Genomic DNA, 24,705 nt, shown 5'->3' on the forward strand with positions numbered 1-24,705 from the left:
TATACGGATCAACCGCAACAAACGTATATGAATCAGCCCCAGCAAATGTATACAGATCAACCGCAACAAATGTATATGAATTCACAATACTACATGCCACCAACTCAATATGTAAATCAACAGGCTATGTTTTATCCACCAAAACAACCATACCCAACAATGAATAAACAAAAGCAACAGCAACCAAGTCAGTTTTCTAGTTTTGTTTCACAATTTAAAACATCAGATGGTAGCTATGATGTGAATAAAATGATGAATACAGCTGGACAAATGATGAATGCGATGAATCAAGTGACGGGGATTGTTAAGCAAGTCGGGGGGTTCTTTGGTAAATGATAGTAGGGTGTTGTCCGTAATGTATATGATGAATGAAATGCAGCACTAGATAAATTTCCGTGAAATAAATGGGTATATATAACAAGCGGCCTTACCTCCTTTCTCATATTGTAAAGTGTAGTCAGATTTTTTTTATGAGAGAGGAGAGAAAAACTATGCATCATTGTCATCCTTGCTTTGGGGGGCAGAAGCCAACAGGACCTATTTGTACAACTGCTCCTGTCATTCATCCGACGAAACAATGCGTAACACATTCTTTTTCAACAACGGTGGTGCCACACATTTTCCCAACGCATACAACACATGTACACCATCAACAAATTAAAAATCAAGGCTTCTTCCCACAAACAAACTCGAACGTAAATGTTGTGGACCCTGGTGATCCAGGATTTGTTGGTGGAGTTGGCGGTGGATTCGGTGGTGGATTCGGTGGTGGATATGGACCATGTGGTCATGGCCATCATCACCATCATCACCACGGGCATCAAATATCTCCATTTGGACCAGGACCGAATGTATCTCCATTTGGACCAAATATGGGACCAAATGTTGGTGGAATGTTTAAAAAGTAAATGATATGTTAGAACTAGCAAAATGCTAGTTCTTTTTTTGTAATTGGAGTGTTGGTATGAAAGTTGCTGCTGTAACAGGATATAAGCCATTTGAATTTGGAATATTTAAAAATGATCATCCAGGAGTAGAATGTATAAAAAAGGCGTTGCATCGTAAATTAACGGCCTTTGTAGAAGAAGGTTTGGAGTGGGTTATTATAAGTGGCCAGTTAGGAGTCGAGTTATGGGCTGCTGAAGTTGTTTTTGAGATTCAAGTAGAGTATCCGGATTTGAAATTAGCGGTATTTACCCCTTTTTTAGAGCAAGAAGAAAATTGGAAGGAAGATAACCGTGAATATTACGAGCATATTCTTTCGCAAGCAGATCACATTGATAGTATTACGAAACGGAAGTACGAAAGCCCGGAGCAATTTAAATTAAAGAATCAATTTTTTATTGAAAAAAGCGATGCGCTTTTAGCGGTATATGATGAAGAAAAGCCTGGGAGCCCGAAATATATTGTAGAAGCAGCAAAGAAAAAAGGAGAAATAGAAAATTATCACAGTTATTTCATTCTTTTTTCTGATTTACAAGATATAATAGAAGAGGAACAATGGAATAATGCAGAGTAATATGTAATATAGTGCTCGTATATATGATTGACAAAAGGCGTTGTTTCTGAAAAAATTTAGTTAATGAAAGTTTTGGCAAAAATTTGAGGTGAAGAAAATGATTTCGGATAAAATTAAATTAACGGCGAAAGATATTTTAGAAAAAGAATTTAAAACAGGTATGAGAGGTTATCAGCAAGAAGAAGTAGATAAGTTTCTTGATATGATTATTAAAGACTATGAAGCCTTTCATAAGGAGTTTGATCAATTAAAACAACAAAATGCTCGTTTGAAACGTGAATTAGAAGAACAGAAAGTAGCGGCAACACAAGTTCCGCAACAACCGGTACAAACACCAGTTGCACAACCGGTATATAACAATACGAATACGGATATTTTAAAACGTCTATCTAATTTAGAAAAAGCTGTATTTGGAAGCAAGTTATACGAATAATTCAAGGTAACAAAAAGGTTAAAGCATTTTACATAGAAAAAAACATTGCAAAATCTTTTTGTTTCCACTATACTAATGGATGTCATAACGTTTGGGTAATCGCTGCAACGCCAACGTTGTAGAGGAAAGTCCATGCTCGCACGGCCTGAGATGGCTGTAGTGTTCGTGCCTAGCCAATTCATAAGCTAGGGTATTCTGGCTGTAAGGCTGGTTTAACGGCAGGGAAAAAACCTAAGTCCTTTCGGATATGGTTTGACTACCTTTAAAGTGCCACAGTGACGAAGTCCTTGAAGAAATGATAGGAGTGGAACGAGGTAAACCCCACGAGCGAGAAACCCAAATAATGGTAGGGGAATCTTTCCTAAGGAAATCAACGATGGGAAAGGACAGGTTTTCGTAACCTGTAGATAGATGATTGCCACCGGAGTACGAGGCGTGGGCCGTTTGCAGTACAAAGGAACAGAACATGGCTTACAGAACGTTATGAACCAACTATGAAATAACTCAGCTCTCCTTTGTTAGAGGAGGGCTTTTTATTTGTATGAAGTTATAAATAGTGAGTTAAAATGGTAAATGAGAAGATTCTTCGTAATATGTAATAATTAATAGGACAACATGTTATTAATTATTGTTTGATTATACATAAGAGGTGAATGCAAATGGGAAAAGTTACTTTAATTGCAACAGCGGCAATGGGTATTGAAGCGTTAGTTGCCCGAGAAGTTCGCGATCTTGGTTACGAATGTGAAGTGGAAAACGGAAAGGTAACGTTTGAAGCGGATGAAAAAGCGATTTGTCGTACGAATTTATGGTTACGTACTGCGGACCGTGTGAAAATTAAAGTCGGTGAATTTAAAGCAACGACATTCGATGAGTTATTTGAAAAAACAAAAGCGTTAAACTGGGGAGATTATATTCCAGAGAACGGAGAATTCCCTGTTATCGGAAAATCTTTGAAATCAACATTATTTAGTGTATCAGACTGCCAACGTATTGTTAAAAAGGCTGTCGTTGAGAAATTAAAAACAACATATAGACGTACAACATGGTTTGAAGAAGATGGTCCGTTATTCCGTATTGAGATTGCAATGTTGAAAGATATTGCAACGTTAACAATTGACGCGAGTGGTGTAGGTCTTCATAAACGTGGATACCGTCTTGAGCAAGGTGAAGCGCCTTTAAAAGAAACATTAGCCGCGTCTTTAATTAAGTTAACAAACTGGAAGCCGGATCGTCCTTTCGTTGATCCTTTCTGTGGATCTGGAACAATTCCAATTGAAGCTGCATTAATCGGACAAAATATCGCACCAGGATTTAACCGAGGCTTTGCATCGGATGAATGGGGCTGGGTTGGTAAACAAAATTGGCGCGAAGCTCGTCAAGAAGCTGAAGATTTAGCAAATTATGATCAACCATTGCAAATCATTGGGTCAGATATCGATCACCGTATGATAAGAGTTGCCCAAGATAACGCAGAAGAAGTTGGACTAGGGGATCTTATATCATTTAAACAAATGCAAGTAAAAGATTTCACAACAAAAGAGGAATATGGCTATGTTGTAACGAATCCTCCATACGGAGAACGTTTAAGTGAAAGAGCGCTTGTTGAAAAATTATATAAAGAAATGGGAGAAGTATTCCGCCCATTAGATACGTGGTCAATGTATTTATTAACAAGTTATGAAGCATTTGAGAAGTGTTACGGTAAAGATGCATCGAAGAAGCGTAAGTTGTTTAACGGCTTTATCCGTACAGATTACTACCAATACTTCGGAAAACGTCCACCGCGTAACTCATAGTATAAAACTCCTCCGGCGCGCATATACTGGCTATTATGTAATGCGTAAAAGGAGGAAGCGATATGGATGGTTTCCAATTATCAATGATTCAAAAGGCTATTCACCGTACGTATGATGAGCTCGGAAAAGAAGTGGATAGTCACGGCGTAATTGCGGATGAAATACAAAAAGCGCAGGAAGAGTATTTATCGGCACTGTCACATGAAACAGCGATTGATAAACGGTATTTAAAGTCATTAATATAGAAAAAAATTTTCCTTTTTCGAAAGGAAAATTTTTTTCGTGTATTTTTATGTATCACAACAGGGGGAAAGCAACTGCGCGCGTATGAGTAGCAGTTGCTATATCTTTTTATAGAAAAACTTTTTGGTTGGAGGCTAAGGATGTTTACTGAGAAGAGGTTACCATTTGAAGTAGGAAAACAAGATAATTTTTATGATAAGTTGAATGAGTGGATTGGAGATGTGTTTTACGACATCCTTCCGGAAAAAGGCTTCGAAGAACGTGATGAGCAAATTTTTATGGCGTTTCAGTTAGAACGTGCTTTCCAAGAGAAGAAAGTTATGTTTGCAGAGGCGGGAGTAGGAACAGGGAAAACAATTGTATATCTTCTATATGCAATTTGTTACGCGCGTTATACTGGAAAACCGGCTATTATCGCTTGCGCAGATGAAACGTTAATTGAGCAGCTTGTGAAAGAAGAAGGAGACATTGCTAAGTTATCTGAAGCATTAGGACTATCTGTTGATGTTAGACTTGCGAAATCAATGGATAATTATTTATGTTTACGTAAACTTGAAGATGTTATGAGTGGACGAGCTCCAGAAGTAATTGAAGATGTATATTACGAATTACCTCAGTTCGTATTCGATCATGGTACGATGCAAAACTTTACTCACTATGGTGATCGAAAAGAATTTCCACTATTAAATGACGAGGAATGGTCAAAAGTAAACTGGGATTACTTCCAAGATTGCTTCACTTGTGATTCTCGTCATCGTTGTGGTCAAACACTTTCTCGTGAACATTATCGTAAAGCTGCAGATCTAATTATTTGTTCTCAAGACTTCTATATGGATCATATTTGGACGTATGATGCTCGTAAACGTGAAGGGCAAATTCCGTTATTACCTGAAAGTAGCTGTGTTGTATTCGATGAAGGACATCTTGTGGAGTATGCAGCGCAAAAAGCTTTAACATATCGTTTAAAGCAAACAATGATGGAACAACTTTTAACGAGATTGTTACAAAACGATATTCGTGAAGAGTTTGCACATTTAGTAGAAGAAACAATTTGGCAAACTGAACGATTCTTTGAGGTACTACAAGAGAATAAAAAGGAAATTGAAGGTTCTGATCGTTTAGAAATTACTGTAACGGAAAAGGTTACTGCTGAAGCGAATAGACTTTATGCAAAAATCGGTGAGGTTGGTGACGCATTAGTATTTGAAAGTGAAATGCATACAGTAAACACATACGATTTAAATATCGTTGATGAGCATTTAGATGTGTTAGAGCACTCACTACGTCTTTTCATGCACGAGAAAAATGTAATTACGTGGGGTGAAGAAGGTGACGGTGCCTTCACGTTAGTTATTATGCCGCGTGCAGTTGAAGAAGTGTTACAAGAAAAAGTATTCTCGAAGAAAATTCCGTATATTTTCTCTTCTGCGACATTATCGGACAACGATTCGTTTGCATTCACTGCAAATAGTCTAGGGGTAAAAGATTACTTATCATTCTCAGTTGCTTCGCCGTTTGATTATGAAGAGCAAATGACAGTAAACTTACTTCCGTGTGCGAAAGAAAATGAATGGGAAAGAAAGTGTCAATATACACTTGAAAATATACAAAAAACAAATGGACGTACACTCGTATTATTCCGTACAACGCAAGAACTTGCAGCGTTTAAAGAATATGTAAGTAAAGAGCAAATGTCAGTTCCGTTCCTATATGAAGGAGATCAAGAAATTAGTCAGCTCGTTTCTCGTTTCCAAAATGAAGAAGAGACTGTACTTTGTGCCGTTCATTTATGGGAAGGTTTAGACATTCCAGGTTCATCATTATCACATGTTATTATTTGGTCATTACCATTCCCTCCAAACGATCCTGTGTTTGAGGCGAAGCGTAAACATGTAAATGATCCATTCTGGGACGTAGATGTGCCTTATATGATTTTACGTCTTCGTCAAGGAATTGGACGTTTAATTCGTACAAGTGAAGATAAAGGTGCTATATCATTATTCTTATCAGAAAGTGAAGATGAAAAAGTGATAGAAGCAGTGAAGAAAGTGCTTCCGGTAGAAGGAAAAGTACTATAAGTGAAAAAATATTTGTTATAGGAAAAAGCTTGGCGCTTGCCAAGCTTTTTTTCTATTAGAAAAGGAATTTATGTTTTAATGTCGAAATAATTTTGAGGTAGAAAAAGGAGGTTTTTTATACTATGACAGTTGCTACACATGAAGTAGAAAAACAATTTTTAGCATATGTGAAGAAGATAGGGAATTATGGGGAAGCATTAAGTTTAATGTTTTGGGATTTAAGAACAGGTGCACCAAAGCAAGGTGTAGACCAGCGTTCAGAAGTAATTGGAATGCTTTCATCCGAAGTGTTTGTAATGTCAACTTCAGATGAGATGGGGAACTATTTAACTGAACTAGAATCATTAATTGCTGAAAATAAACTTTCTGAAACGACAAAGAAAATGGTTGAAGAGTGTCGTAAAGAATATGATAGAAATAAGAAAATTCCACAAGCGGAATATGAAGAGTATGTGAAATTAGAAGCGAAAGCGGAAAGTGTATGGGAAGAAGCTCGCGAAAAATCTGACTTCGAAATGTTCCGTCCGTATTTAGAAAAAATTGTTGAATTCAAAAAGAAGTTTATTACATATTGGGGTTACGAAACGTATAAATATAATACACTATTAGACATGTATGAGCCAGGAATCACAGTAGAAGTATTAGATCATGTATTTGGTCAATTGCGTGAACGGATCGTTCCGCTTGTAAAAGAAATTTCTGAGTCTAAAAAAGAACTGAAAACAAATTCTTTATCCGAACATTTTTCAAAAGAGCAACAAAAGAACTTTACTTTAGAGTTATTGAAACAGTTGAATTATAACTTTGAAGCGGGTCGTCTTGATGAAACGGTACATCCTTTTGAAATTACATTAAATAGAGGAGATGTTCGTATTACGACTCGCTATGATGAGAAAGACTTCCGTATGGCTGTTTTCGGCACGATTCATGAATGTGGTCATGCTGTATATGAACAAAACATTGCAGAGGAATTAGAAGGTACACCGCTTTGCAGTGGAACATCTATGGGTATTCACGAATCACAATCGTTATTCTTTGAAAACTTTATCGGCCGTAATAAATCATTCTGGAAGAAAAATTATGATTTATTAAAACAATATAGCGATGGTCAATTTGATGATATATCAGTGGATGAGTTTTATGATGCGATTAACGAATCGAAGCCGTCATTCATTCGTATAGAAGCAGATGAGCTTACATATCCGCTTCACGTTATGGTTCGCTATGAGCTGGAGAAAGAATTATTTGATGGCACACTGCAAGTAAAGGAGTTACCAGCAGCATGGAATGATAAGATGGAAACGTATTTAGGAATTTGTCCGGAAAACGATGCGCAAGGTGTATTACAAGACGTTCACTGGGCTGGCGGCTCATTTGGCTATTTCCCATCTTATGCGCTTGGTTATATGTATGCTGCGCAATTTAAACAGAGGATGTTAAAAGATATTCCGAACTTTGATGCATTATTAGAAGATGGAAACGTGACACCAATTCGTGAATGGTTAACAGAGAATATTCACCAATATGGTAAAACGAAGAAGCCACTTGAAATTTTAGAAGATGTGACTGGTGAAGGTTTAAATGCAAACTACCTAGCTGATTATTTAGAAGCGAAGTATAAAGAAATTTATGAGTTATAAAAAAAGAGCTGCTTAATTGCAGCTTTTTTTTTTGAAAGGGGAGTGTAGTGATGGGATATGTTTTTACGGTAATGACGCAAAAGGAAGCAGAAGAAATTGCACACAACTGGCATTATGAAGGGGAGTATTCTTTTTATAATATGGAGGCAGATCAAGAAGATTTAGCTGAGTTTTTAAATGGTGAGATGAGGGGAAATCATACATTTTCGGTGAAGGAAATCGATACCACAATTGGTTTCTTTAGCTTTTGTAAAATAAATAATCGAACGGTTGATATGGGACTTGGAATGAGACCTGATATAACTGGCAATGGATTGGGTTTAAAGTTCGTAAACGCTGGACTAGATTTTAGTAAAGAAAAATACGGCTGCAATTATAGAACATTATCAGTAGCGACATTTAATGAAAGAGCAATTAAAGTATATAAAAGGGCAGGATTTGAAGCAGTTGGGACGTTTATTCAGAAAACAAATGGCGGTTGTTTTGAGTTTTTGAAAATGAACTATCTATGTAAAAATGATTAAAAAACAGAAGGAACTCTTCTGTTTTTTATTTTGGTGTTAAAAGTAGAAATAAATGATGTTTGTTTTTATACTTGGTGTAATTTGAAGTTTTGAAATTTTGGAAGAGGGTGTGTATGATTGAACTTAAGTAGCAAATAGCAAGTTTAGCAAGGAGAGATAACATGATTACAATTAAAACGAAAAATGAAATAGATTTGATGCATGAATCTGGAAAATTACTTGCTTCATGTCATAGAGAAATTGCGAAAATGATGAAATCAGGTATAACTACAAAAGAAATTGATACGTTTGTTGAAATGTATTTAAGAGACCATGGTGCAATATCTGAACAGAAAGGTTACAACGGGTATCCATACGCGATATGTGCATCTGTAAACGATGAAATGTGTCACGGTTTTCCTAGTAATGTACCTTTACAGGAAGGAGATATTGTAACAATTGATATGGTAGTAAACTTAAATGGTGCACTCTCAGATTCTGCATGGACGTATATAGTAGGGGATATTTCTGATGAAACAAAAAGGTTATTGTTAGTAACTGAGAATGCTTTGTATAAAGGGATTGATCAGGCGATAATCGGTAATCATGTAGGAGATATTGGCTATGCAATTGAAAGTTATGTAGCTTCTGAAGGTTTTTCTGTTGCAAGAGATTTTACGGGACATGGGATTGGTAAAGAGATTCATGAAGAACCAGCAATTTTTCATTTTGGGAAGCCAGGACAAGGACCAGAACTACAAGAAGGAATGGTAATTACAATTGAACCGATTGTAAATGTAGGTATGAGGTATTATAAAGTAGATTTAAACGGATGGACTGCACGAACGATGGATGGGAAATTATCTGCTCAATATGAGCATACAATTGTAATTACAAAAGATGGGCCAGTCATCTTAACGACGCAGTAATAAGAAATGTAAGAGTTTACAAAACTCGAACGAAAATAGTGTTTTTATAAAATTCGTACGTGTTTTTTGGATAAATGCTTTTCAAAGTATAAAAAGTGCGTTATAATCCTTCTATAAAATAAATAGTTAGCTACACTCATATAATCGCGGGGATATGGCCTGCAAGTTTCTACCGAAGTACCGTAAATACTTCGACTATGAGTGAGGACGAATATATTTGCTTGTTTAGCATTCTTTTTTGCGAAACTCCAAAAGCACGTCTCTCACTTGTAACGAGTGGTGGCGGCTTTTGGAGTTTTTTTATTGCATAAGAGGGGGAACAAACATGAAAGTATTACAAGAAAAGATTTTGAACGAAGGAAAGGTTTTATCTGGAGATGTATTAAAGGTAGATGCATTTTTAAATCATCAAATTGATCCAGTACTTATGCAAGAAATCGGAAAAGAATTTGCTAAACGTTTTAAAGAAGATAACATTACAAAAATCGTGACGATTGAATCTTCTGGCATTGCACCAGCAGTTATGGCTGCATTAGAGCTTGGTGTAAAAGTGATTTTTGCAAGAAAGCGTAAATCGTTAACGTTACAAGATAATATGTATGTTGCGAAAGTATACTCATTTACAAAACAAGAAACGAACGAAATTTCATTATCTCGAAATCATATCGATGAAAATGATCGCGTGTTAATCATTGATGACTTTTTAGCAAACGGTCAGGCTGCTTTAGGTTTGATGAGCTTAGTAGAGCAAGCCGGAGCAAGTATTGCAGGAATTGGTATTGTTATTGAAAAAGCATTTCAAGATGGAGGAAAGAAACTGCGTGAACAGGGCGTTCGTGTTGAATCACTAGCAGAAATTGCATCACTTGATAACGGCACAGTTACATTTGTACAGCAAGAAACTGCGGAGGTGAACTAACAATGAAGCAGCACCCATTTAAAATCGCATCGCTTGGTATTCAGCACATGCTTGCTATGTATGCTGGTGCAATTATCGTTCCGCTTATTGTGGGCGGCGGACTTGGTTTAAATCAAAAAGAGTTAACATATTTAGTCTCAATTGATTTATTAATGTGCGGCGTTGCGACAATTTTACAAGCCTTATCAAATCGCTTTTTCGGTATTGGACTTCCAGTTGTACTTGGTTGTACATTTACAGCGGTTGGACCGATGATTGCAATCGGGAAACAATACGGCGTATCTTCTATTTATGGAGCAATTATTGCTGCGGGGTTATTCGTTGTTATTTTTGCGAAATTATTTGGAAAGCTTGTAAAACTGTTTCCACCTGTTGTAACAGGATCTGTCGTTACCGTAATTGGAGTTACACTTGTTCCAGCAGCAATTAATGATATGGCTGGAGGAGTAGGAAGTAAAGATTTCGGTAGTCTTGAAAATTTAGCGTTAGCATTTGGGGTTTTATTATTTATCATCATTATGTATCGTTTCTTTGACGGATTTATCCGTTCAATCTCTATATTACTGGGTCTTTTGTTCGGTACAATCGTTGCAGCATTTATGGGGAAAGTAAGTTTGCAAGCGGTTGGAGAAGCGGATTGGTTCCACGGTATTCAGCCATTTTACTTCGGTACACCAACATTTGAATTAACACCAATTATTACGATGATTCTTGTTGCTTGCGTAGGGATTGTGGAAGCAACAGGTGTATATTTTGCATTATCTGATATTTGCAATAAAAAGATTGGTGAAAAAGAATTAACAAAAGGTTATCGTGCAGAAGGATTAGCAATGATATTAGGCGGTATTTTCAACGCTTTTCCGTATACAACATACTCTCAAAACGTAGGTCTTGTTCAATTAACTGGAGTAAGAAATCGCGTTATTATTTATACTTGTGGTGGTATGTTAATCGCTCTTGGATTTATTCCTAAAATCGCAGCAATTACAACAATTATTCCGAAATCAGTACTTGGCGGTGCGATGTTAGCAATGTTCGGCATGGTAATGGCTTATGGCATTAAAATGTTAAGTAGTGTTGATTTTGGAAAACAAGAAAATTTATTAATTGTTGCATGTTCTGTCGGAATCGGGCTTGGTGTTACAGTTGTTCCAACGTTATTCTCGCAGCTGCCTGAAAGTATTCGTATTTTAACAGATAATGGAATTGTACTTGGAAGTGCATCAGCAGTTCTGTTAAATATCGTGTTTAATATGGTACCGCAGCGTAAAGTGAAAGTAAAAGAAGAGCCAGTCTCTATGCAAAGTGCAGTAAGAGAAGCATAAAAAAGCAAGGTCTCATTATGAGACCTTGCTTTTCTTTTTAAGTGGCATCATCTTTCCGTACGTACCTAAGCGCCATATATATTCAAGTGGCCCGTATTGGTAACGAGAAAGCCACCAATGGCTAACAAAGATTTGTAATGTGTAGAACCCGATGCAAAATAGTGGTCCAACCCATAATGGAGCAGGATAATAATTTTTCAAAATTAAGCCGAATACAATTAACGTAATAATTGTATGTGAAATATAGTTTGTTAATGCCATTCGTCCGACATATTGGAACGGGCGTAATATTTTTTGCCATCTTTCTTTTTGTAATAAGCGCATCAGTGTGAAAATGTAGAAGATAAATAATGTTTTTCCGCTAAACATTGTAAAGGCTTGCATATAAAATGGTTCATAAGATGGTTTTGATAAGAAGTAACGGACCATGAAGAACCACATTGGTAATGTCAAAATGAACATAATGATTTGCCACTTTTTAAGTTTTGGATCTAACTCTTTCGTGCGGCGGAAAATATCTTTTTTGCCAGCGTATAAACCAAGTAAAAATAGCCCAACTGTTTCTGGGAGCATGAATACATTTAGTCCAATTCCTTCAGAATAAAATGCATGGAAACGATTTTGTATTTGTGACATCCAATCTTCAAGTGGCATGATCGGTAAGGAAAATCCTAACTCTGCCTTTGGTACTAAGGCAACCACTATACTAGCGATTAGCATGAAAAATTGAAAAACACTTAGTAAAACTAAAGCCCATATTAAAATAGTACGAGGCTCTCTCTTATAAAATAGGAATAAGAAAAATCCAGCGATGGCATAACTATGTAGGATGTCTCCGTCCCATAAAAGAACGTAATGCAAGAAACCAAATAGTAATAAAATGAGCAGGCGGCGAACAAATAAAGTTTTCGGACGATCTGTTTTCGCCTCAGCACGATTCATAAAGATATAGAAACCTAATCCAAATAAAAATGAAAAAATAGTATAAAACTTCGTTTGAATAAACATGTCATAAAATAAGCGAATATAGCTATCTAATCCCTCGTAAACGCCTGAAATGTCTCGAGAGTCAACACCAGCGATAACTGGCCAGTTAACAAGAAAAATACCAAGTACAGCTATGCCTCTAATAATATCGATGGAGTGTATCCTATCGCCTTGTGAAAGATTTTGTGTCATTATTTTCCTCCTTGATAAGTAATTCCCTTTTATTATACAAAATGTAAGATGGCGGAGCTAGGGGGGATTTCCAATTTTTAAAACTGTTAAGATGTGTATTATGAGATATAATAAGAGTGCACAACAAGTATAAAACTTCTTTAAAACAGGCAGTAAAGCTCCTTTTCCCGAAGGAGCTTTCTTTTTTAGAAAATTGTTGATAATGATTCTCTTTAATGATAAAATATATTCAAAAGTGATAATCATTATCAAAAAGGTTGGTGTGTTAATATGGTATATGCACTTGTTGCAGGAACGGTTGCTATATATGTTGGTGTTACAAAGTATGTATTAAATGGAGTAGGAACAACAAAATGAACGATATGACATAAAATCCCTTTCATTTTTAAAAAGAATGAAAGGGATTTTTTATTTTTGATGAGAATATGCTGAAAATTTAGTATGATAATAAAGTGAAACTTTAATCAGTGAGGAGGTTCATCTCCTGCTGATTAATAGCCCACATCACTTGGGCTTTTACTGCCCATAAATAGTGGGATAAAGTATATACATCTTGGATAAAGGGGAACAAGGGGATGACAAACATAGTACAGACAAACGGTATGAAAAAACTTGTTTGTTTTTATGAAGAGTGGCAAAAACACGGCGATACGGAAAATAGTTTGAAATTGTTTGAGGTGATTCAAAAATATAAACAAGAACAGCTTATGATAGCTTTCTGTGGTCATTTTTCTGCGGGGAAATCGACAATGATGAATCACCTATATAAAGCGCAATTATTACCGACAAGCCCGATTCCAACGAGTGCTAACGTCGTTAAAATTGAAAGAGGATCTGATCGCGTTGTTGTAACGATTAAGTCTGGAGAACAGTATGAATATGACGGTGCATATTCAGCAGAAGAATTAAAACAAATTTGTAAAGATGGTGATGAAGTAATTGGTGTTCATATTTATCGAAATGATGCGCCAATTCCTGATGGGGTTATGTTAGTTGATACACCAGGAATTGATTCTACGGATGATGCCCACCAATTAGCAACAGAATCAACTTTGCATCTTGCAGACGTTATTTTTTACATGATGGATTATAATCATGTCCAATCAGAAGTGAACTTACAGTTTGTTAAAGAATTGAAACAACGTAATAAAACGGTTTATCTCGTTGTAAACCAAATAGATAAACATAAAGAAAATGAACTATCGTTTGAAGATTATAGAGATAGTGTAAAACAATCCTTTTCTAACTGGGATATTGAAGTAGATGGTATTTTTTATACATCATTGCGAATGATGAATCATCCATACAATGAGATTCAAAGTTTAGAGACATTAATCTCTTCTATTATGAAAGACAAAGAGCAGTATGTAAGAAAGGGAATGGAGCGAGAAACAGAACATTTACTGCAAGAACATTGCTCGTTCATTCTTTCTGAAAATGAAAAACATCTCATGAAATATGAAGAAGAGTTAACATCACCACTGTCACTTTCAGAGATAGTTGAAAAAAAGGAAGAGTTAACTGAAAATAAACATCGCGCGGCTAGTAAAGAATCTGATGTGAGAAATGAATTTATAAAAGGTTTACAAGCTATATTAGATAACGCGTATTTAATGCCATTTGAAATGAGAGAGCTGGCGAATGAGTATTTAGAAACGAAATTAACGAAGTTTAAAGTTGGTTTGTTATTTGCGAGAGGAAAGACGGAGCAAGAAAAACAGAGACGTGTAGATGCTTTTTATTCTGCTCTTCAAAAGACTGTTGAAACGCAACTTGATTTTCATGTGAAAGAATTTATTGTAGCCTTCTTAAAAGAAGAAGGGTTATTTACAGAGGAAATCGGGAAAGACATATATGCTTTAGAAATTGCTTTCGGACCAGAAGTGTTGGCTGAAACAATTAAACAAGGGGCTGGATTTACAGGCGATTACTTACTTCTTTATACTGCTGATGTTGCAAATGAGTTGAAGAAAAGATACTTTATGAAATCTCAGCAAATTTTTGAAAAAAGTACGGGTGCACTGCAGCAGAAAGTGAAGATAGAGATTGCTCGTATTGAAGAAGAAATTGAAAAATACACGATGTTACAAACGGCGAAAGAAACGAAATTACAATACATTAAGACGTATGAGAAATATGAGGGCTATTTACAAGATGTTTGGTATGAACGTGTTTCTACACCAGATGGATTGCGAATAGACGAAATATTACAAAGTGAAAAACAAATCGTTAGTGAGAAGTTTACTCTACAAGAGCAAGAAAGCATAAGTGATAACGTAACGGCTAGGGAGGAAGAGATTAAAGGAACGGCAACATTAAATATCCAGCGCATACTAGAAAAAGTGAAGAAGGCTGAAACAATATTAGATCCATTGCCTACACTTAAACATTTACAGCAAGAAGTAGTTAGTAAAAGACAGCGCGTGGAAACGAAGCAATTTACAGTAGCGTTATTTGGAGCTTTTAGTGCAGGGAAATCATCATTTGCCAATGCATTACTTGGTGAAAAGGTACTTCCTGTATCACCAAATCCAACGACAGCAACAATTAATCAAATTTTGCCGGTTACAAAAGAAAAGCCGCATGGAACGGTAATTGTTCAGTTTAAGTCCGAGCAAGCGCTATTAGAAGATATGAAAGCTGTTTATAAAATGTTTCATTATGAAATTGCTACGCTAGAAGAAGCGTTAATACAAATTGATAAAATTATGAAATACCCTTCACCAAGCGGGAAGCAAAAAACAACATTTAGCTTTTTACGAGCGGTACAAAAAGGATATGAGGCAGTTGCTACTCATTTAGGGGAACAAGTACAAGTCACGTTAGAAGAGTTCTCTGATTATGTAGCTAATGAAGAAAAATCATGTTTTGTTGAGTATATGGAGCTTTATTACGATTGTGCTTTAACAAGGCAAGGAGTAGCTCTTGTAGATACACCAGGAGCTGATTCTATTAACGCCCGCCATACGGATGTTGCATTCCAGTATATTAAAAATGCGGATGCTATTTTATTTGTAACATACTATAATCATGTTTTCTCTCGTGCAGATCGTGAGTTTTTAATCCAGCTTGGTCGTGTAAAGGATACGTTTGCACTTGATAAAATGTTCTTCCTAATTAATGCAGCCGATTTAGCACAATCTGAAGAAGAACTTGAAATGGTAAAAGGTTATATTGCGGATCAGCTTTTACAATACGGTATTAGAAATCCACGTTTATTTGCAATTTCAAGTTTATGTGCGCTTGAAGAAAAACAAGGGAAAAGTATTGAAAAAGAAAAGTATGGTATTTTACAAAACTCTGGGATTGCTAAGTTTGAAGAATCATTTACGTCCTTTATGATGAGGGATTTAATGCTTGTGTCTGTGCATGCTTTATACGGAGCATTGCAAGGTGCAAATCAGCTTCTTGTAAATATGATAAATGGCGCGAAGCAGGGAAATGATGAGAAGGAGAAGCAAACAAAAAAATATGAAGCAGAGCGTGATCAGCTACTTCATATTATTTCATCATATAGTGTACTTGCTGAAGAGCAAGCAATGCAAAATGAAGTGAAAGAATTGCTTTATTACGTGCAACAACGTCTATTTTTACGCTATAACGATGTGTTTACTGAATTTATTAATCCGGCGTCGCTTCGAACAGATGGGAATGTAAAAGCACAGTTGCAACAGTGTGTAATGGAATTAGTTTCATTTATTCAACATGATTTATTACAAGAAATGCGTGCGACATCATTACGTCTTGAAAAATGGATAGATGAAGCGATGAAGCGTGCAAAGGATGAAATTGTTGTGAACTGCAAAGTAGAAAATGAATCGATTTCTATGAGTGGAACAGTGGATTATGAATATAAAGTTATTACACATAAAGAGCCGTTTCCTTCAATAGAAATTAAGGATTTCAAAAAGGCATTAGCGCATTTTAAAAATGAGAAAAGCTTTTTTGAAAAAAATGATAAAGCTTTTATGCAAGAAGACGCTAAAGGAGTGCTAGAACCTTTCGTATCAAACTATGTAGCTGATGAAGAAGGATTATTCGTTCATCATTATAAGCAAGAGTGGGATGCAAAATGGAACTTATTCCAAAAAGTGATGCAGCAAGATATTGAGAATTATTATGAAAGTATACTATTCGCTTTAGCTGAAACAATTGATGTAACACTATATGAACAAAGTAAAGAGCAACTACAAAAGCAGTTAGTAGAAATTGAAAAAGAAATTTATATTATATAGTCGTTATGAAAAAAAGATTCGTTCAATTTTCTTTTGTAGTACAGTATCTAGAGATTTTACGAACCCTGCAAATTCATCAGTAGAAATCATATGGGTAAGAACTAATCGTCTGCCGTCTGGTGTTTCACCGCATAAGACGAATGAAGAAAATTCATATGTTTTGTTTTCTACTACTAATTTTGGATAGGAATATGTGTCGCTCTTCTTTTTCTTTCCATCAATGGAGATGACGTTGCATTTTTTCTCATTGTTGTCCATGGTGAATCCCTCCTTTCTATTACTTATGGTAGACAAGGAGGGATTAGAACAATAGAGAAGGGAGAATTTTTATGTCTGTTGTAATAGAGCGTATTTCGAAAGAAGCTATACCGAAATCTTTATTGCTCCTTGCTGATCCAAGTGAACGTCAAATTGATGCATATGTGCAAAGAGGACTTATGTATATAGCTAAACAAGAGGAAAGAGTTATCGGTGTATATGTGCTTTTGGAAACAAGACCAAAGACAATGGAACTTATGAATATTGCGATTGTAGAACATATGCAAGGAAAAGGTATTGGTAAGAAGTTATTGTTGCATGCAATAGAAACTGCTAAAGAATATAATATGTACAAGCTTGAAGTTGGTACAGGTAATTCTAGCGTTTCACAACTTGCGTTATATCAAAAATGTGGATTTCGGATTTTTTCTATTGATTTTGATTACTTTTCGAAGCATTATGAAGAAGAGATTATTGAAAATGGAATTGTATGTCGTGATATGATTCGGCTTGCAATGGAATTAAACAAATAAGTATAAATTATTTAGGGGGAAAGAGAAGATGGAAGTACATAAAGCAATTACAGCACATTCTCGTAAACAAAATGAAATTGTAAAAACATTTTTGCAATTAGATGCGCAACGTGAAGCAGAAATAGAGGCTGCAATCGCACTTGCATCAAATGGAAAACATTTCTCAGTTGATGCAATAAATATGGTAACAAAGCAAATTAATGACCTTGCAAAACGCGGCGTTGCACCGCAGCGTAAACTTGTTACAGCAGATATGGTTATGGAGTATGTAGATCGCACGCAAGAGAAAGAAGGGCGTTAAGGATGATTGTTACAGTCGAATGGTTGCGTGAGCATTTAGAAGATGAACATGTCCGTATAGTCGATTGTCGTTTTGATTTAGCGAATCCAAATTGGGGTAAAGAGAAGTATGAGGAAGAACATATTCCACATGCATTATATTTTGATTTAAATTTAGATTTATCAAGTCCTGTAATTGAGCATGGTGGTCGTCATCCATTACCAAATGTAGAGCAGTTTGCAGACAAGCTTTCACAAGCTGGGATTGATGAACATACAACAGTGATTGCGTATGATAGTCAAGCTGGTGCAATGGCTTCTCGTTTATGGTGGTTATTAAACTATGTAGGACATGAGAAAGTATATATACTAGATGGCGGGTTTCCTGCTTGGAAAGAGAATGGATTACATACAACAACGGAAATTCCTGTTGGTGCACGAAAAACATTCAAAGTAAACATACAAGATAATATGCTTGTAACGATGGAAACGGTCAGAGAGAATATTCATGCAGGTGCAGATATTACGTTAATTGATTCTAGAGAGCCAAAACGTTATGCTGGTGTAGAAGAACTCGTTGATTCGAAGGCAGGGCATATTCCGACAGCAGTAAACTATTTTTGGAAAGATGGAATTCTAGAATCAGGACAATTTAAAAATGAAGCCCAGCAACAAGAACGTTTCAAAAATCTTTCGAAAGATAAGGAAACAATTGTATATTGTGGCTCTGGTGTTACAGCATGTCCGAACATAGTTGCATTAAAATTAGCTGGTTTTCAAAATGTTAAATTGTATGCAGGTAGCTGGAGTGATTGGATTTCTTATCCAGAAAATCAAATTGCAAAAGAAGAAGATTAACTACTTGCATGCAAAAATAATTTGTATTAAAATAAGGTAACAAGCAAGAGATTGCTTGAAAAATATTATATTTTACACATTGGAAACAATGTGATAATATAACGACAAGTAAATAATACATCCTGCGGTGTACGTAACTTATTTATGTCTAAAACCGATGTTAGTTATACGGAAGCTCAATATTTAGCGACCATTATCAAGCCTTCCTTGTGGAGGAAGATATACGGTAACTGTGAGGGCATCCACCTGCGAGTAGCGGGTTTTTGGACATTTACGAGGGACGGCACGTGCGGGGGTCTTATTTCAACTAACATTATATAAAATTCCTACGGTGTACGTAGCTTGTGTATGTCTTAAACCAATAAGTATAATACGGAAGTTCAATATTTAAATGTAGATAGCAGGCCATCTTTTTAAGAAGGAAGTTACAAACATTTGTGAGAACATCCACCTGTGAGAGCAGGTTTATGGACATCTATAGATAACGGCATATGTGGGTCTATATAAAAAACCTTACGTTTTATACGTAAGGTTTTTTTGTTGAATAAATATGTACATATTATCTCGATTCACCTGTGAAATTTCCATAATAAATATAGCACTTGCGGTCTTCATCAATTTCTCTTGAATCTAGGGTGAATTCCATATGTCTTCCATCTCTTTGGATATATATAATATCTGAATGGAGAGACGGTAAGATCTCTTCATAATTCCATATTTCTTTACTTTCTATTATAATGGAACTCGTTTTCTGTAGTTCTCTAATTTCAAAACCTATGTGGAAGTATGTAGGATCTGAAGGGTCGTCAGAAAAAACTTCTTTTTGAATATATATAACTCCTGTTCCGTCTGGGTCTACTGAAGTGGCAGTAACAACGTACGTATTCTCATCTTTTATAAAATATTCACAAGTCATGCGTGCGACGATTTCAGAAATAGAAATGTTTGTATAGTTCCATAAAGCAGGATACCCGTTAGTTTCATCATTGAGTCGATATTCTAATCGCATTTTATCCCTCTTCTTCCTTTTTCTTCTACTTTATCATGGCTTCTTATATAATAGAAATATAATTTAAAAAGGGGAGTGCAAGGGTGACAAAAACGAAATGGCTTGTAGGTAGTGTCTTGACGTCATTAATGACGGGGACTCTATTTGGCTGTGCGCAAGATATTCCTCCCGAACCGAATGATAATAGTTGTTCTGATTGGGATTGGGATGATGAACTTGGTGTTTGGCAGTGTAATGATAGTAGTTCAGGGTATCGTGGGCATTACTTTTATGGTGGTAAATACTATCAAAATAAATCCACTTTCAAAAATTCATCAGAGTTTAAATCTTATCAATCTTCGGCAGAATTTAAAGGTGGTATTGGAAGCGGTTCAAAGGGTGGATTTGGAGGATAAAAGATGTCGCAATACATAAAGAAACGAAAAGGGTTTTATTCAAATTATCCGCATTTCTGGTCGAATTTATATGAGTGTGAGTATAGTTTATTTCATGTTTTTCCGATAACAGAACAAACTATGAAACAACTACAATTAGCAACTGAACGAATGGGGAAAATATTTTTTAAGACCGCTAGACTTCTACGGAATTTATCCAATGAACAGCTTCTTGAACTTGGTTTTCCATCGGCAAGCTTGCCTTTTATTAGGATGAAGGGTAGGTATCCTGAAGCTGTTATTTCACGATTTGATTTTGCATTAACAGAAGATAATCGTATTAAAATGCTTGAGTTCAATAGTGATACGCCAACTTTTATTGTGGAATGCTTTCAAATGAATGGGAAAGTTTGCGAACAACTAGACTATGATGATCCGAATACAAATCAAGAGCGTTTACTTTCTTCTGGTATTACAAAAGCCGTAATGGAAGCTGCAAAAGGAATAAAAAATCCAAATGTCGTTTTTACAGCTCATCATGAACATATAGAAGATTGGAATACGACTATGTATTTGAGTCAACTATGTCATGTTGAAAATAAAGTGATGTCAATGTCAGAGCTTAGAATTACAGGTGATGCTTTAGTGGACGGAGATGGAATGCCAATTGATGTTCTGTATCGCCAAACGTATCCAATTGAAGATTTGATTGAGGATCAAGATCCTGAGACAGGGGATTTAGTAGGAGTAGAACTTTTACAACTTGTAAAGGAAGGGAAGCTTTTTATTACAAATCCTGTATCAGCTTTTTTACTTCAGCCTAAATCAATTCAATGTCTTATTTGGGGATTAGCAGAAGAAGGTGCTTTTTATACAAGAGAGGAACAACAGTGGATTACGGAATATATGCTACCTACATATTTAGAACCAAATTTGTTTTTAGGGAAAGATTCTTTCATTCAAAAGCCATCGTTCGGTAGAGAGGGTGACACGATTACTATTCGTGATAAGGATACAAACATTATGATTCGAAATGTACATCAAACGTATAAATCGTCACTTCCTATATTTCAAAAATATATAGATCTTCCAGTTGTATTTTTGGAAACTGAAAAAGGAATTGAAAAATTATCGTATGTGTTTGGGTCATTTTTAATTGCTGGAAAAGCGAGTAGTATCGGTATACGTGCCGGGGAAAAAATTACGGGGAATGAATCGTATTATTTACCGGTAGGTATTAAGAAGGAGGAAAATAAATGATTAATTTTTTACTATATTTAGCAGTATCACTTGTACTTTTATGTATCGGTCTTTTCCTTATGGAAGTGACAACGAAAGTGAAGGAATTTAAGTTAATGGCTCAAGGGAATAAAGCGGTAAGCTACGTACTTGGAGGAAGATTACTTGGTCTTGCTATCGTTTTATATTCAACGGCTGCTAATTCTATTTCACTTCTTGATATGGTGTCATGGGGAGCAGTTGGGATTTTAGCACAAATTGTTGTCTATTATTTAGCGGAATGGCTTACACCACGTTTCAATATTAGTAAGAGTCTGGAAGAAGATAATCAGGCAGTCGGTCTTTTCCTTATGTTTTTATCACTTTCAATTGGAATTGTAATTGCTGGCTGTGTAACATATTAAAAACCTTACGTTTTAAACGTAAGGTTTTTATTGTTCGCTAATTCTTGAAAAATATGTTCGATTAATTTAAATAGTCGAAGGATGCATGTGATGTATATTACCGTACTACATTAGAATTAGTTGTTGTAATAAGGAAAAGTTTCCATACAAAGTGTTGACATCTATTTTAAATAAGAGTAACATTTTCTATGTAATTAAAATAAGTCTCTGTTAGGTGAGGCTCCTGTATAGAGAAATGCTACTGCCCAAAAATGTCGAGAGACGCCAATGGGTCAACAGGAATGATCGAATTAAGGTTTTTCTTAACGTAGCTGGTAATGTACCTATGCTATACAGTGCTAAAACTCGACGAGGGAGAGGTTCATAGATTTCTAATTATATTAGGAATCGTTTATTTGTGCATGTAATGACCTTTGCTCTCTTATGAGTGGGGTCTTTTTTGTTACCAAGCTATGAGTAATTTCATAGTATAGATTATAACTATAAAATAAACGAGGAGGTGAGGAACATGTCAAATTCTGACTCGGTTCCGTTACCCATATACTTCAAAGCAAAATTATATGATGTAGGCAGGAAACGACTTGTTCCTCCCTCTATATTTATCATAATGTAGCGTTTATTCGAGTAGTTAAGCGCTAGACACTTTCACGATAAAGTGGATAAATCGAGAAACAAAGCGTTTCTTCCTATGTTATAAAGGAGGAGACGATAATATGTTATATGCAAATAAAACTGTGGGTAACACGTCATATAAACCAAGTAAAAAATCAATAAAAGAACAAACAATGCTCCAAAAAAATAAAGATTTATTAATTGAAATTGCAACAAGAGATGTAAAATCTGTATTTGCGTATTTTAAAACAACAAGAGACGGACTATCTGTGAAAGAAGCACAGAAACGTATTCAAGTATACGGTCGAAATGAATTAATTTCAAAAAGAGCGCTTCTTGCAGAAGTGATGATAAAGCTAAGTGGAATGATTCCAGGTCTTTCAAAACAAAATGTGAATGATGAATTACAATGTGAAACAGTTACTGTTTCTCGAGTAGCAGGCTGTAACGTAACAGGGCTAAACAATGAATTGAAAATGATGAAGCTACCAGTACAAGAGCTTGTACCTGGAGATATGATCTTTCTTTCCGAAGGTGATACAGTACCGGCAGATGTACGTATTATTTATGCAAATGATTTATTAGTAAATGAATCTGTGCTGACAGGAAACGATGCGAGTATTGAGAAATTTGAAAGTTGCTATCATATTGAACGTAAACGATTTATTCCATTAAAACGGATGAAAGACTATAATCCACTGGAGCTTGAAAATGTTTGTTTCAAAGGTACGTATATTGTTGGTGGCAATGCAAAGGCTGTCGTTGTTTCAACAGGTAAAAATACGTATTCAGGAATACTTCATACTTGTTGTGGTAGAACGTCTTAAGGTGTTAATGATGCTAAATATACAAAAACAATGTATAATAGACAAAGTTGAATAAAAACGTAGAATGGTAATCTATTTATATAACCTTACGTGATAACGTGAGGTTATTATTTTTTGTTAGTAGGAGAGGAATTATGAAAAAAGTATTGTTAGTTGATGGTATGGCACTATTATTTCGTGCTTTTTACGCAACAAGTGTCTATGGACAATTTATGAAACGACAAGATGGTACCCCGACGAATGGGATTCATGGTTATATGAAGCATTTATTAACAGCAACACAAGCAATCAAACCAACGCACATTGTAACGTGCTGGGATATGGGAAGTACGACATTTAGAACGGAATCGTTCTCGAATTATAAAGCGAATCGTGCAGCACCGCCAGAGGAATTAATTCCGCAATTTGATTTAGTGCAAGAAATGACTGCGAAATTATCTATGCCTGTCATCGGTATGAAAGGTTACGAAGCGGATGATTGTATCGGTACGCTTGCAAAACAATATTGCAATGAAGCGGAAGTTTATATTTTGACAGGTGATACAGATTTACTTCAACTTGTTGATACGAATGTTACAGTTATGCTTCTTCGTAAAGGAATTGGAAATTACGAGTATTACACACCAGAGAAAATCATGGAAGAGAAAGGTGTAGAACCTTGGCAAATTGTTCATGCGAAAGCTTTCATGGGAGATACAAGTGATAATTATCCGGGTGTAAAAGGTATTGGTGAAAAAACAGCGTATAAGCTTATTCAAGAACACGGAACAGTATCAGCTGTACTAGAAAATATAGCATCATTAACAAAAGCGCAGCGCACAAAAATTGAAAGTGATTTGGAGAACTTAAATATCTCTTTACAATTAGCGCAAATTCATTGTGAAGTTCCAATTACATGCTCGTTAGAAGAAGGGTTACACACAATGGATGAAGAAAAGCTACGATTCGTTTGCAACGAAATGAATTGGGGAAGACCTGAAATATTAATTAATATGCTTTAAAGAGTATAGAAAGGTAGATCAAATATATTTTTGATCTACCTTTCTTTTTTGTTCACAAAGTTGTCAGAAAATAAACTCGGTTTTCATATGAAGTTCAAATAGATTTCACAACAATCAATTATTATAAGAACACACAGATAATTCCTTATCTTTTATATAAACCATCCCCCAAGGAGGAAAATGAAAATGCGAAAAAAAGTTAGAAAATCCTTTAAACAATTATTAATAGAAAATAAACAATCCCTACTAACTAATAAAGAAAATATGAGAGAGATTGAAGAACGGATTGAGAAACGCCATGTAGCATATAGTGGTGCTAATAATTAAATAAAATAAAGAAAGGTAGCCTTTAAAGGCTATCTTTTTTTATTTTATATTCAAAAAAATCTATTCTCCTTATAAATTTAATAAATATGCAAGGTATATTTATAGTTTTTTTCTATCAATATTTTTCATTTTTCGAGATTAAAATTGGCATATACCAATTTTTGGGATTGTATATCCAAAAT

25 protein-coding genes, 3 other RNA genes and 2 riboswitches are annotated in these 24,705 nt (G+C 35.4%); of the genes, 25 read left to right on the forward strand and 3 right to left on the reverse strand.

The window, feature by feature from the left end:
- The 13 genes from VK90_RS12750 to pbuX form a co-directional block, all read left to right on the forward strand.
- Nucleotides 1–336, forward strand: a 336-nt coding sequence (locus VK90_RS12750) for a YppG family protein (RefSeq protein WP_048373222.1), incomplete at its 5' end; no start/stop codon positions are given.
- Nucleotides 337–491: 155 nt separating this feature from the next.
- Nucleotides 492–908 (forward strand): CotD family spore coat protein, encoded by a 417-nt coding sequence (locus VK90_RS12755; protein WP_048373224.1) that lies wholly within the window; start codon nt 492–494, stop codon nt 906–908.
- Nucleotides 909–964: 56 nt separating this feature from the next.
- Entirely contained in the window at nt 965–1,519 is a 555-nt protein-coding gene (locus VK90_RS12760; protein WP_048373226.1) for a DUF1273 domain-containing protein, read from the forward strand.
- Between the two features lie 97 nt (nt 1,520–1,616).
- A complete protein-coding gene (gene gpsB, locus VK90_RS12765; RefSeq protein ID WP_000622426.1) occupies nt 1,617–1,952 on the forward strand; it encodes a cell division regulator GpsB in 336 nt (111 codons plus the stop codon).
- An 87-nt stretch (nt 1,953–2,039) separates the two neighbouring features.
- An RNA gene (gene rnpB / locus VK90_RS28565) (RNase P RNA component class B) lies at nt 2,040–2,431 on the forward strand.
- 180 nt (nt 2,432–2,611) lie between these two features.
- Complete coding sequence (locus tag VK90_RS12770; protein WP_048373228.1) at nt 2,612–3,751, forward strand: THUMP domain-containing class I SAM-dependent RNA methyltransferase; 1,140 nt, start codon at nt 2,612–2,614, stop codon at nt 3,749–3,751.
- Nucleotides 3,752–3,813: 62 nt separating this feature from the next.
- A complete protein-coding gene (locus VK90_RS12775) occupies nt 3,814–3,996 on the forward strand; it encodes a DUF3921 domain-containing protein (RefSeq protein ID WP_002171205.1) in 183 nt (60 codons plus the stop codon).
- A 138-nt stretch (nt 3,997–4,134) separates the two neighbouring features.
- Complete coding sequence (locus VK90_RS12780) at nt 4,135–6,072, forward strand: ATP-dependent DNA helicase (protein WP_048373230.1); 1,938 nt, start codon at nt 4,135–4,137, stop codon at nt 6,070–6,072.
- A gap of 122 nt (nt 6,073–6,194) precedes the next feature.
- The gene (ypwA, locus tag VK90_RS12785; RefSeq protein WP_048373232.1) at nt 6,195–7,712 is read left to right on the forward strand and encodes a carboxypeptidase; all 1,518 of its coding nucleotides are present in this window, start codon (nt 6,195–6,197) and stop codon (nt 7,710–7,712) included.
- A 50-nt stretch (nt 7,713–7,762) separates the two neighbouring features.
- Nucleotides 7,763–8,236, forward strand: a complete 474-nt coding sequence (locus VK90_RS12790; protein WP_048373234.1) for a GNAT family N-acetyltransferase — start codon at nt 7,763–7,765, stop codon at nt 8,234–8,236.
- 161 nt (nt 8,237–8,397) lie between these two features.
- Nucleotides 8,398–9,144, forward strand: coding sequence for a type I methionyl aminopeptidase (locus VK90_RS12795; protein ID WP_048373236.1), 747 nt, complete (start codon nt 8,398–8,400; stop codon nt 9,142–9,144).
- 116 nt (nt 9,145–9,260) lie between these two features.
- Nucleotides 9,261–9,362, forward strand: a riboswitch (purine riboswitch).
- A gap of 107 nt (nt 9,363–9,469) precedes the next feature.
- Nucleotides 9,470–10,063, forward strand: a complete 594-nt coding sequence (locus VK90_RS12800) for a xanthine phosphoribosyltransferase (protein WP_002171210.1) — start codon at nt 9,470–9,472, stop codon at nt 10,061–10,063.
- Between the two features lie 2 nt (nt 10,064–10,065).
- Nucleotides 10,066–11,388 carry a xanthine permease PbuX gene (pbuX, locus tag VK90_RS12805; RefSeq protein ID WP_002171211.1) on the forward strand — a complete coding sequence of 441 codons (1,323 nt, stop codon included), beginning with the start codon at nt 10,066–10,068 and terminating at the stop codon, nt 11,386–11,388.
- Between the two features lie 15 nt (nt 11,389–11,403).
- Here pbuX and VK90_RS12810 read toward each other — a convergent pair whose 3' ends face one another.
- Entirely contained in the window at nt 11,404–12,567 is a 1,164-nt protein-coding gene (locus tag VK90_RS12810) for a DUF418 domain-containing protein (protein ID WP_048373238.1), read from the reverse strand.
- A 575-nt stretch (nt 12,568–13,142) separates the two neighbouring features.
- Between VK90_RS12810 and VK90_RS12815 the strand changes: the two genes are divergently transcribed.
- Nucleotides 13,143–16,802 carry a dynamin family protein gene (locus VK90_RS12815; RefSeq protein WP_048373241.1) on the forward strand — a complete coding sequence of 1,220 codons (3,660 nt, stop codon included), beginning with the start codon at nt 13,143–13,145 and terminating at the stop codon, nt 16,800–16,802.
- Between the two features lie 3 nt (nt 16,803–16,805).
- Here VK90_RS12815 and VK90_RS12820 read toward each other — a convergent pair whose 3' ends face one another.
- A complete protein-coding gene (locus VK90_RS12820; protein ID WP_000369740.1) occupies nt 16,806–17,060 on the reverse strand; it encodes a DUF3931 domain-containing protein in 255 nt (84 codons plus the stop codon).
- A gap of 71 nt (nt 17,061–17,131) precedes the next feature.
- Between VK90_RS12820 and VK90_RS12825 the strand changes: the two genes are divergently transcribed.
- From VK90_RS12825 to ssrS (VK90_RS28575), 5 genes are all read left to right on the forward strand, one after another.
- The gene (locus VK90_RS12825) at nt 17,132–17,593 is read left to right on the forward strand and encodes a GNAT family N-acetyltransferase (protein ID WP_048373244.1); all 462 of its coding nucleotides are present in this window, start codon (nt 17,132–17,134) and stop codon (nt 17,591–17,593) included.
- Between the two features lie 28 nt (nt 17,594–17,621).
- Nucleotides 17,622–17,894 (forward strand): DUF2533 family protein, encoded by a 273-nt coding sequence (locus tag VK90_RS12830; protein WP_048373246.1) that lies wholly within the window; start codon nt 17,622–17,624, stop codon nt 17,892–17,894.
- A 2-nt stretch (nt 17,895–17,896) separates the two neighbouring features.
- Entirely contained in the window at nt 17,897–18,730 is an 834-nt protein-coding gene (locus tag VK90_RS12835; RefSeq protein ID WP_048373249.1) for a sulfurtransferase, read from the forward strand.
- 116 nt (nt 18,731–18,846) lie between these two features.
- A non-coding RNA gene (ssrS, locus tag VK90_RS28570) (6S RNA) lies at nt 18,847–19,029 on the forward strand.
- Between the two features lie 21 nt (nt 19,030–19,050).
- A non-coding RNA gene (gene ssrS, locus VK90_RS28575) (6S RNA) lies at nt 19,051–19,234 on the forward strand.
- A gap of 55 nt (nt 19,235–19,289) precedes the next feature.
- Here the strand turns inward: ssrS (VK90_RS28575) and VK90_RS12840 are convergent.
- Nucleotides 19,290–19,739: a hypothetical protein gene (locus tag VK90_RS12840; RefSeq protein ID WP_048373251.1), complete on the reverse strand. Its 450-nt coding sequence runs from the start codon at nt 19,737–19,739 to the stop codon at nt 19,290–19,292.
- 83 nt (nt 19,740–19,822) lie between these two features.
- On the opposite strand from VK90_RS12840, the gene VK90_RS12845 reads away from it, so the two are divergent.
- From VK90_RS12845 to VK90_RS27645, 6 genes are all read left to right on the forward strand, one after another.
- Nucleotides 19,823–20,134, forward strand: coding sequence for a hypothetical protein (locus VK90_RS12845; protein WP_048373253.1), 312 nt, complete (start codon nt 19,823–19,825; stop codon nt 20,132–20,134).
- A 3-nt stretch (nt 20,135–20,137) separates the two neighbouring features.
- The gene (locus VK90_RS12850; RefSeq protein WP_048373255.1) at nt 20,138–21,373 is read left to right on the forward strand and encodes a glutathionylspermidine synthase family protein; all 1,236 of its coding nucleotides are present in this window, start codon (nt 20,138–20,140) and stop codon (nt 21,371–21,373) included.
- Complete coding sequence (locus VK90_RS12855; RefSeq protein ID WP_025147182.1) at nt 21,370–21,756, forward strand: DUF350 domain-containing protein; 387 nt, start codon at nt 21,370–21,372, stop codon at nt 21,754–21,756. Before VK90_RS12850 ends, VK90_RS12855 begins: the two co-directional genes overlap by 4 nt.
- 199 nt (nt 21,757–21,955) lie before the next feature.
- Nucleotides 21,956–22,121: riboswitch (M-box (ykoK) riboswitch) on the forward strand.
- Nucleotides 22,122–22,469: 348 nt separating this feature from the next.
- Nucleotides 22,470–23,195, forward strand: coding sequence for a P-type ATPase (locus VK90_RS12860; protein WP_048373257.1), 726 nt, complete (start codon nt 22,470–22,472; stop codon nt 23,193–23,195).
- A gap of 134 nt (nt 23,196–23,329) precedes the next feature.
- Nucleotides 23,330–24,196: a 5'-3' exonuclease gene (locus tag VK90_RS12865; protein ID WP_002171218.1), complete on the forward strand. Its 867-nt coding sequence runs from the start codon at nt 23,330–23,332 to the stop codon at nt 24,194–24,196.
- A 186-nt stretch (nt 24,197–24,382) separates the two neighbouring features.
- Nucleotides 24,383–24,523: an FbpB family small basic protein gene (locus VK90_RS27645; protein WP_002171219.1), complete on the forward strand. Its 141-nt coding sequence runs from the start codon at nt 24,383–24,385 to the stop codon at nt 24,521–24,523.
- The last annotated feature ends 182 nt before the right edge of the window (nt 24,524–24,705 follow it).

Source organism: Bacillus sp. LK2, assembly GCF_001043575.1.
GTDB classification, from domain to species: domain Bacteria; phylum Bacillota; class Bacilli; order Bacillales; family Bacillaceae_G; genus Bacillus_A; species Bacillus_A paramycoides.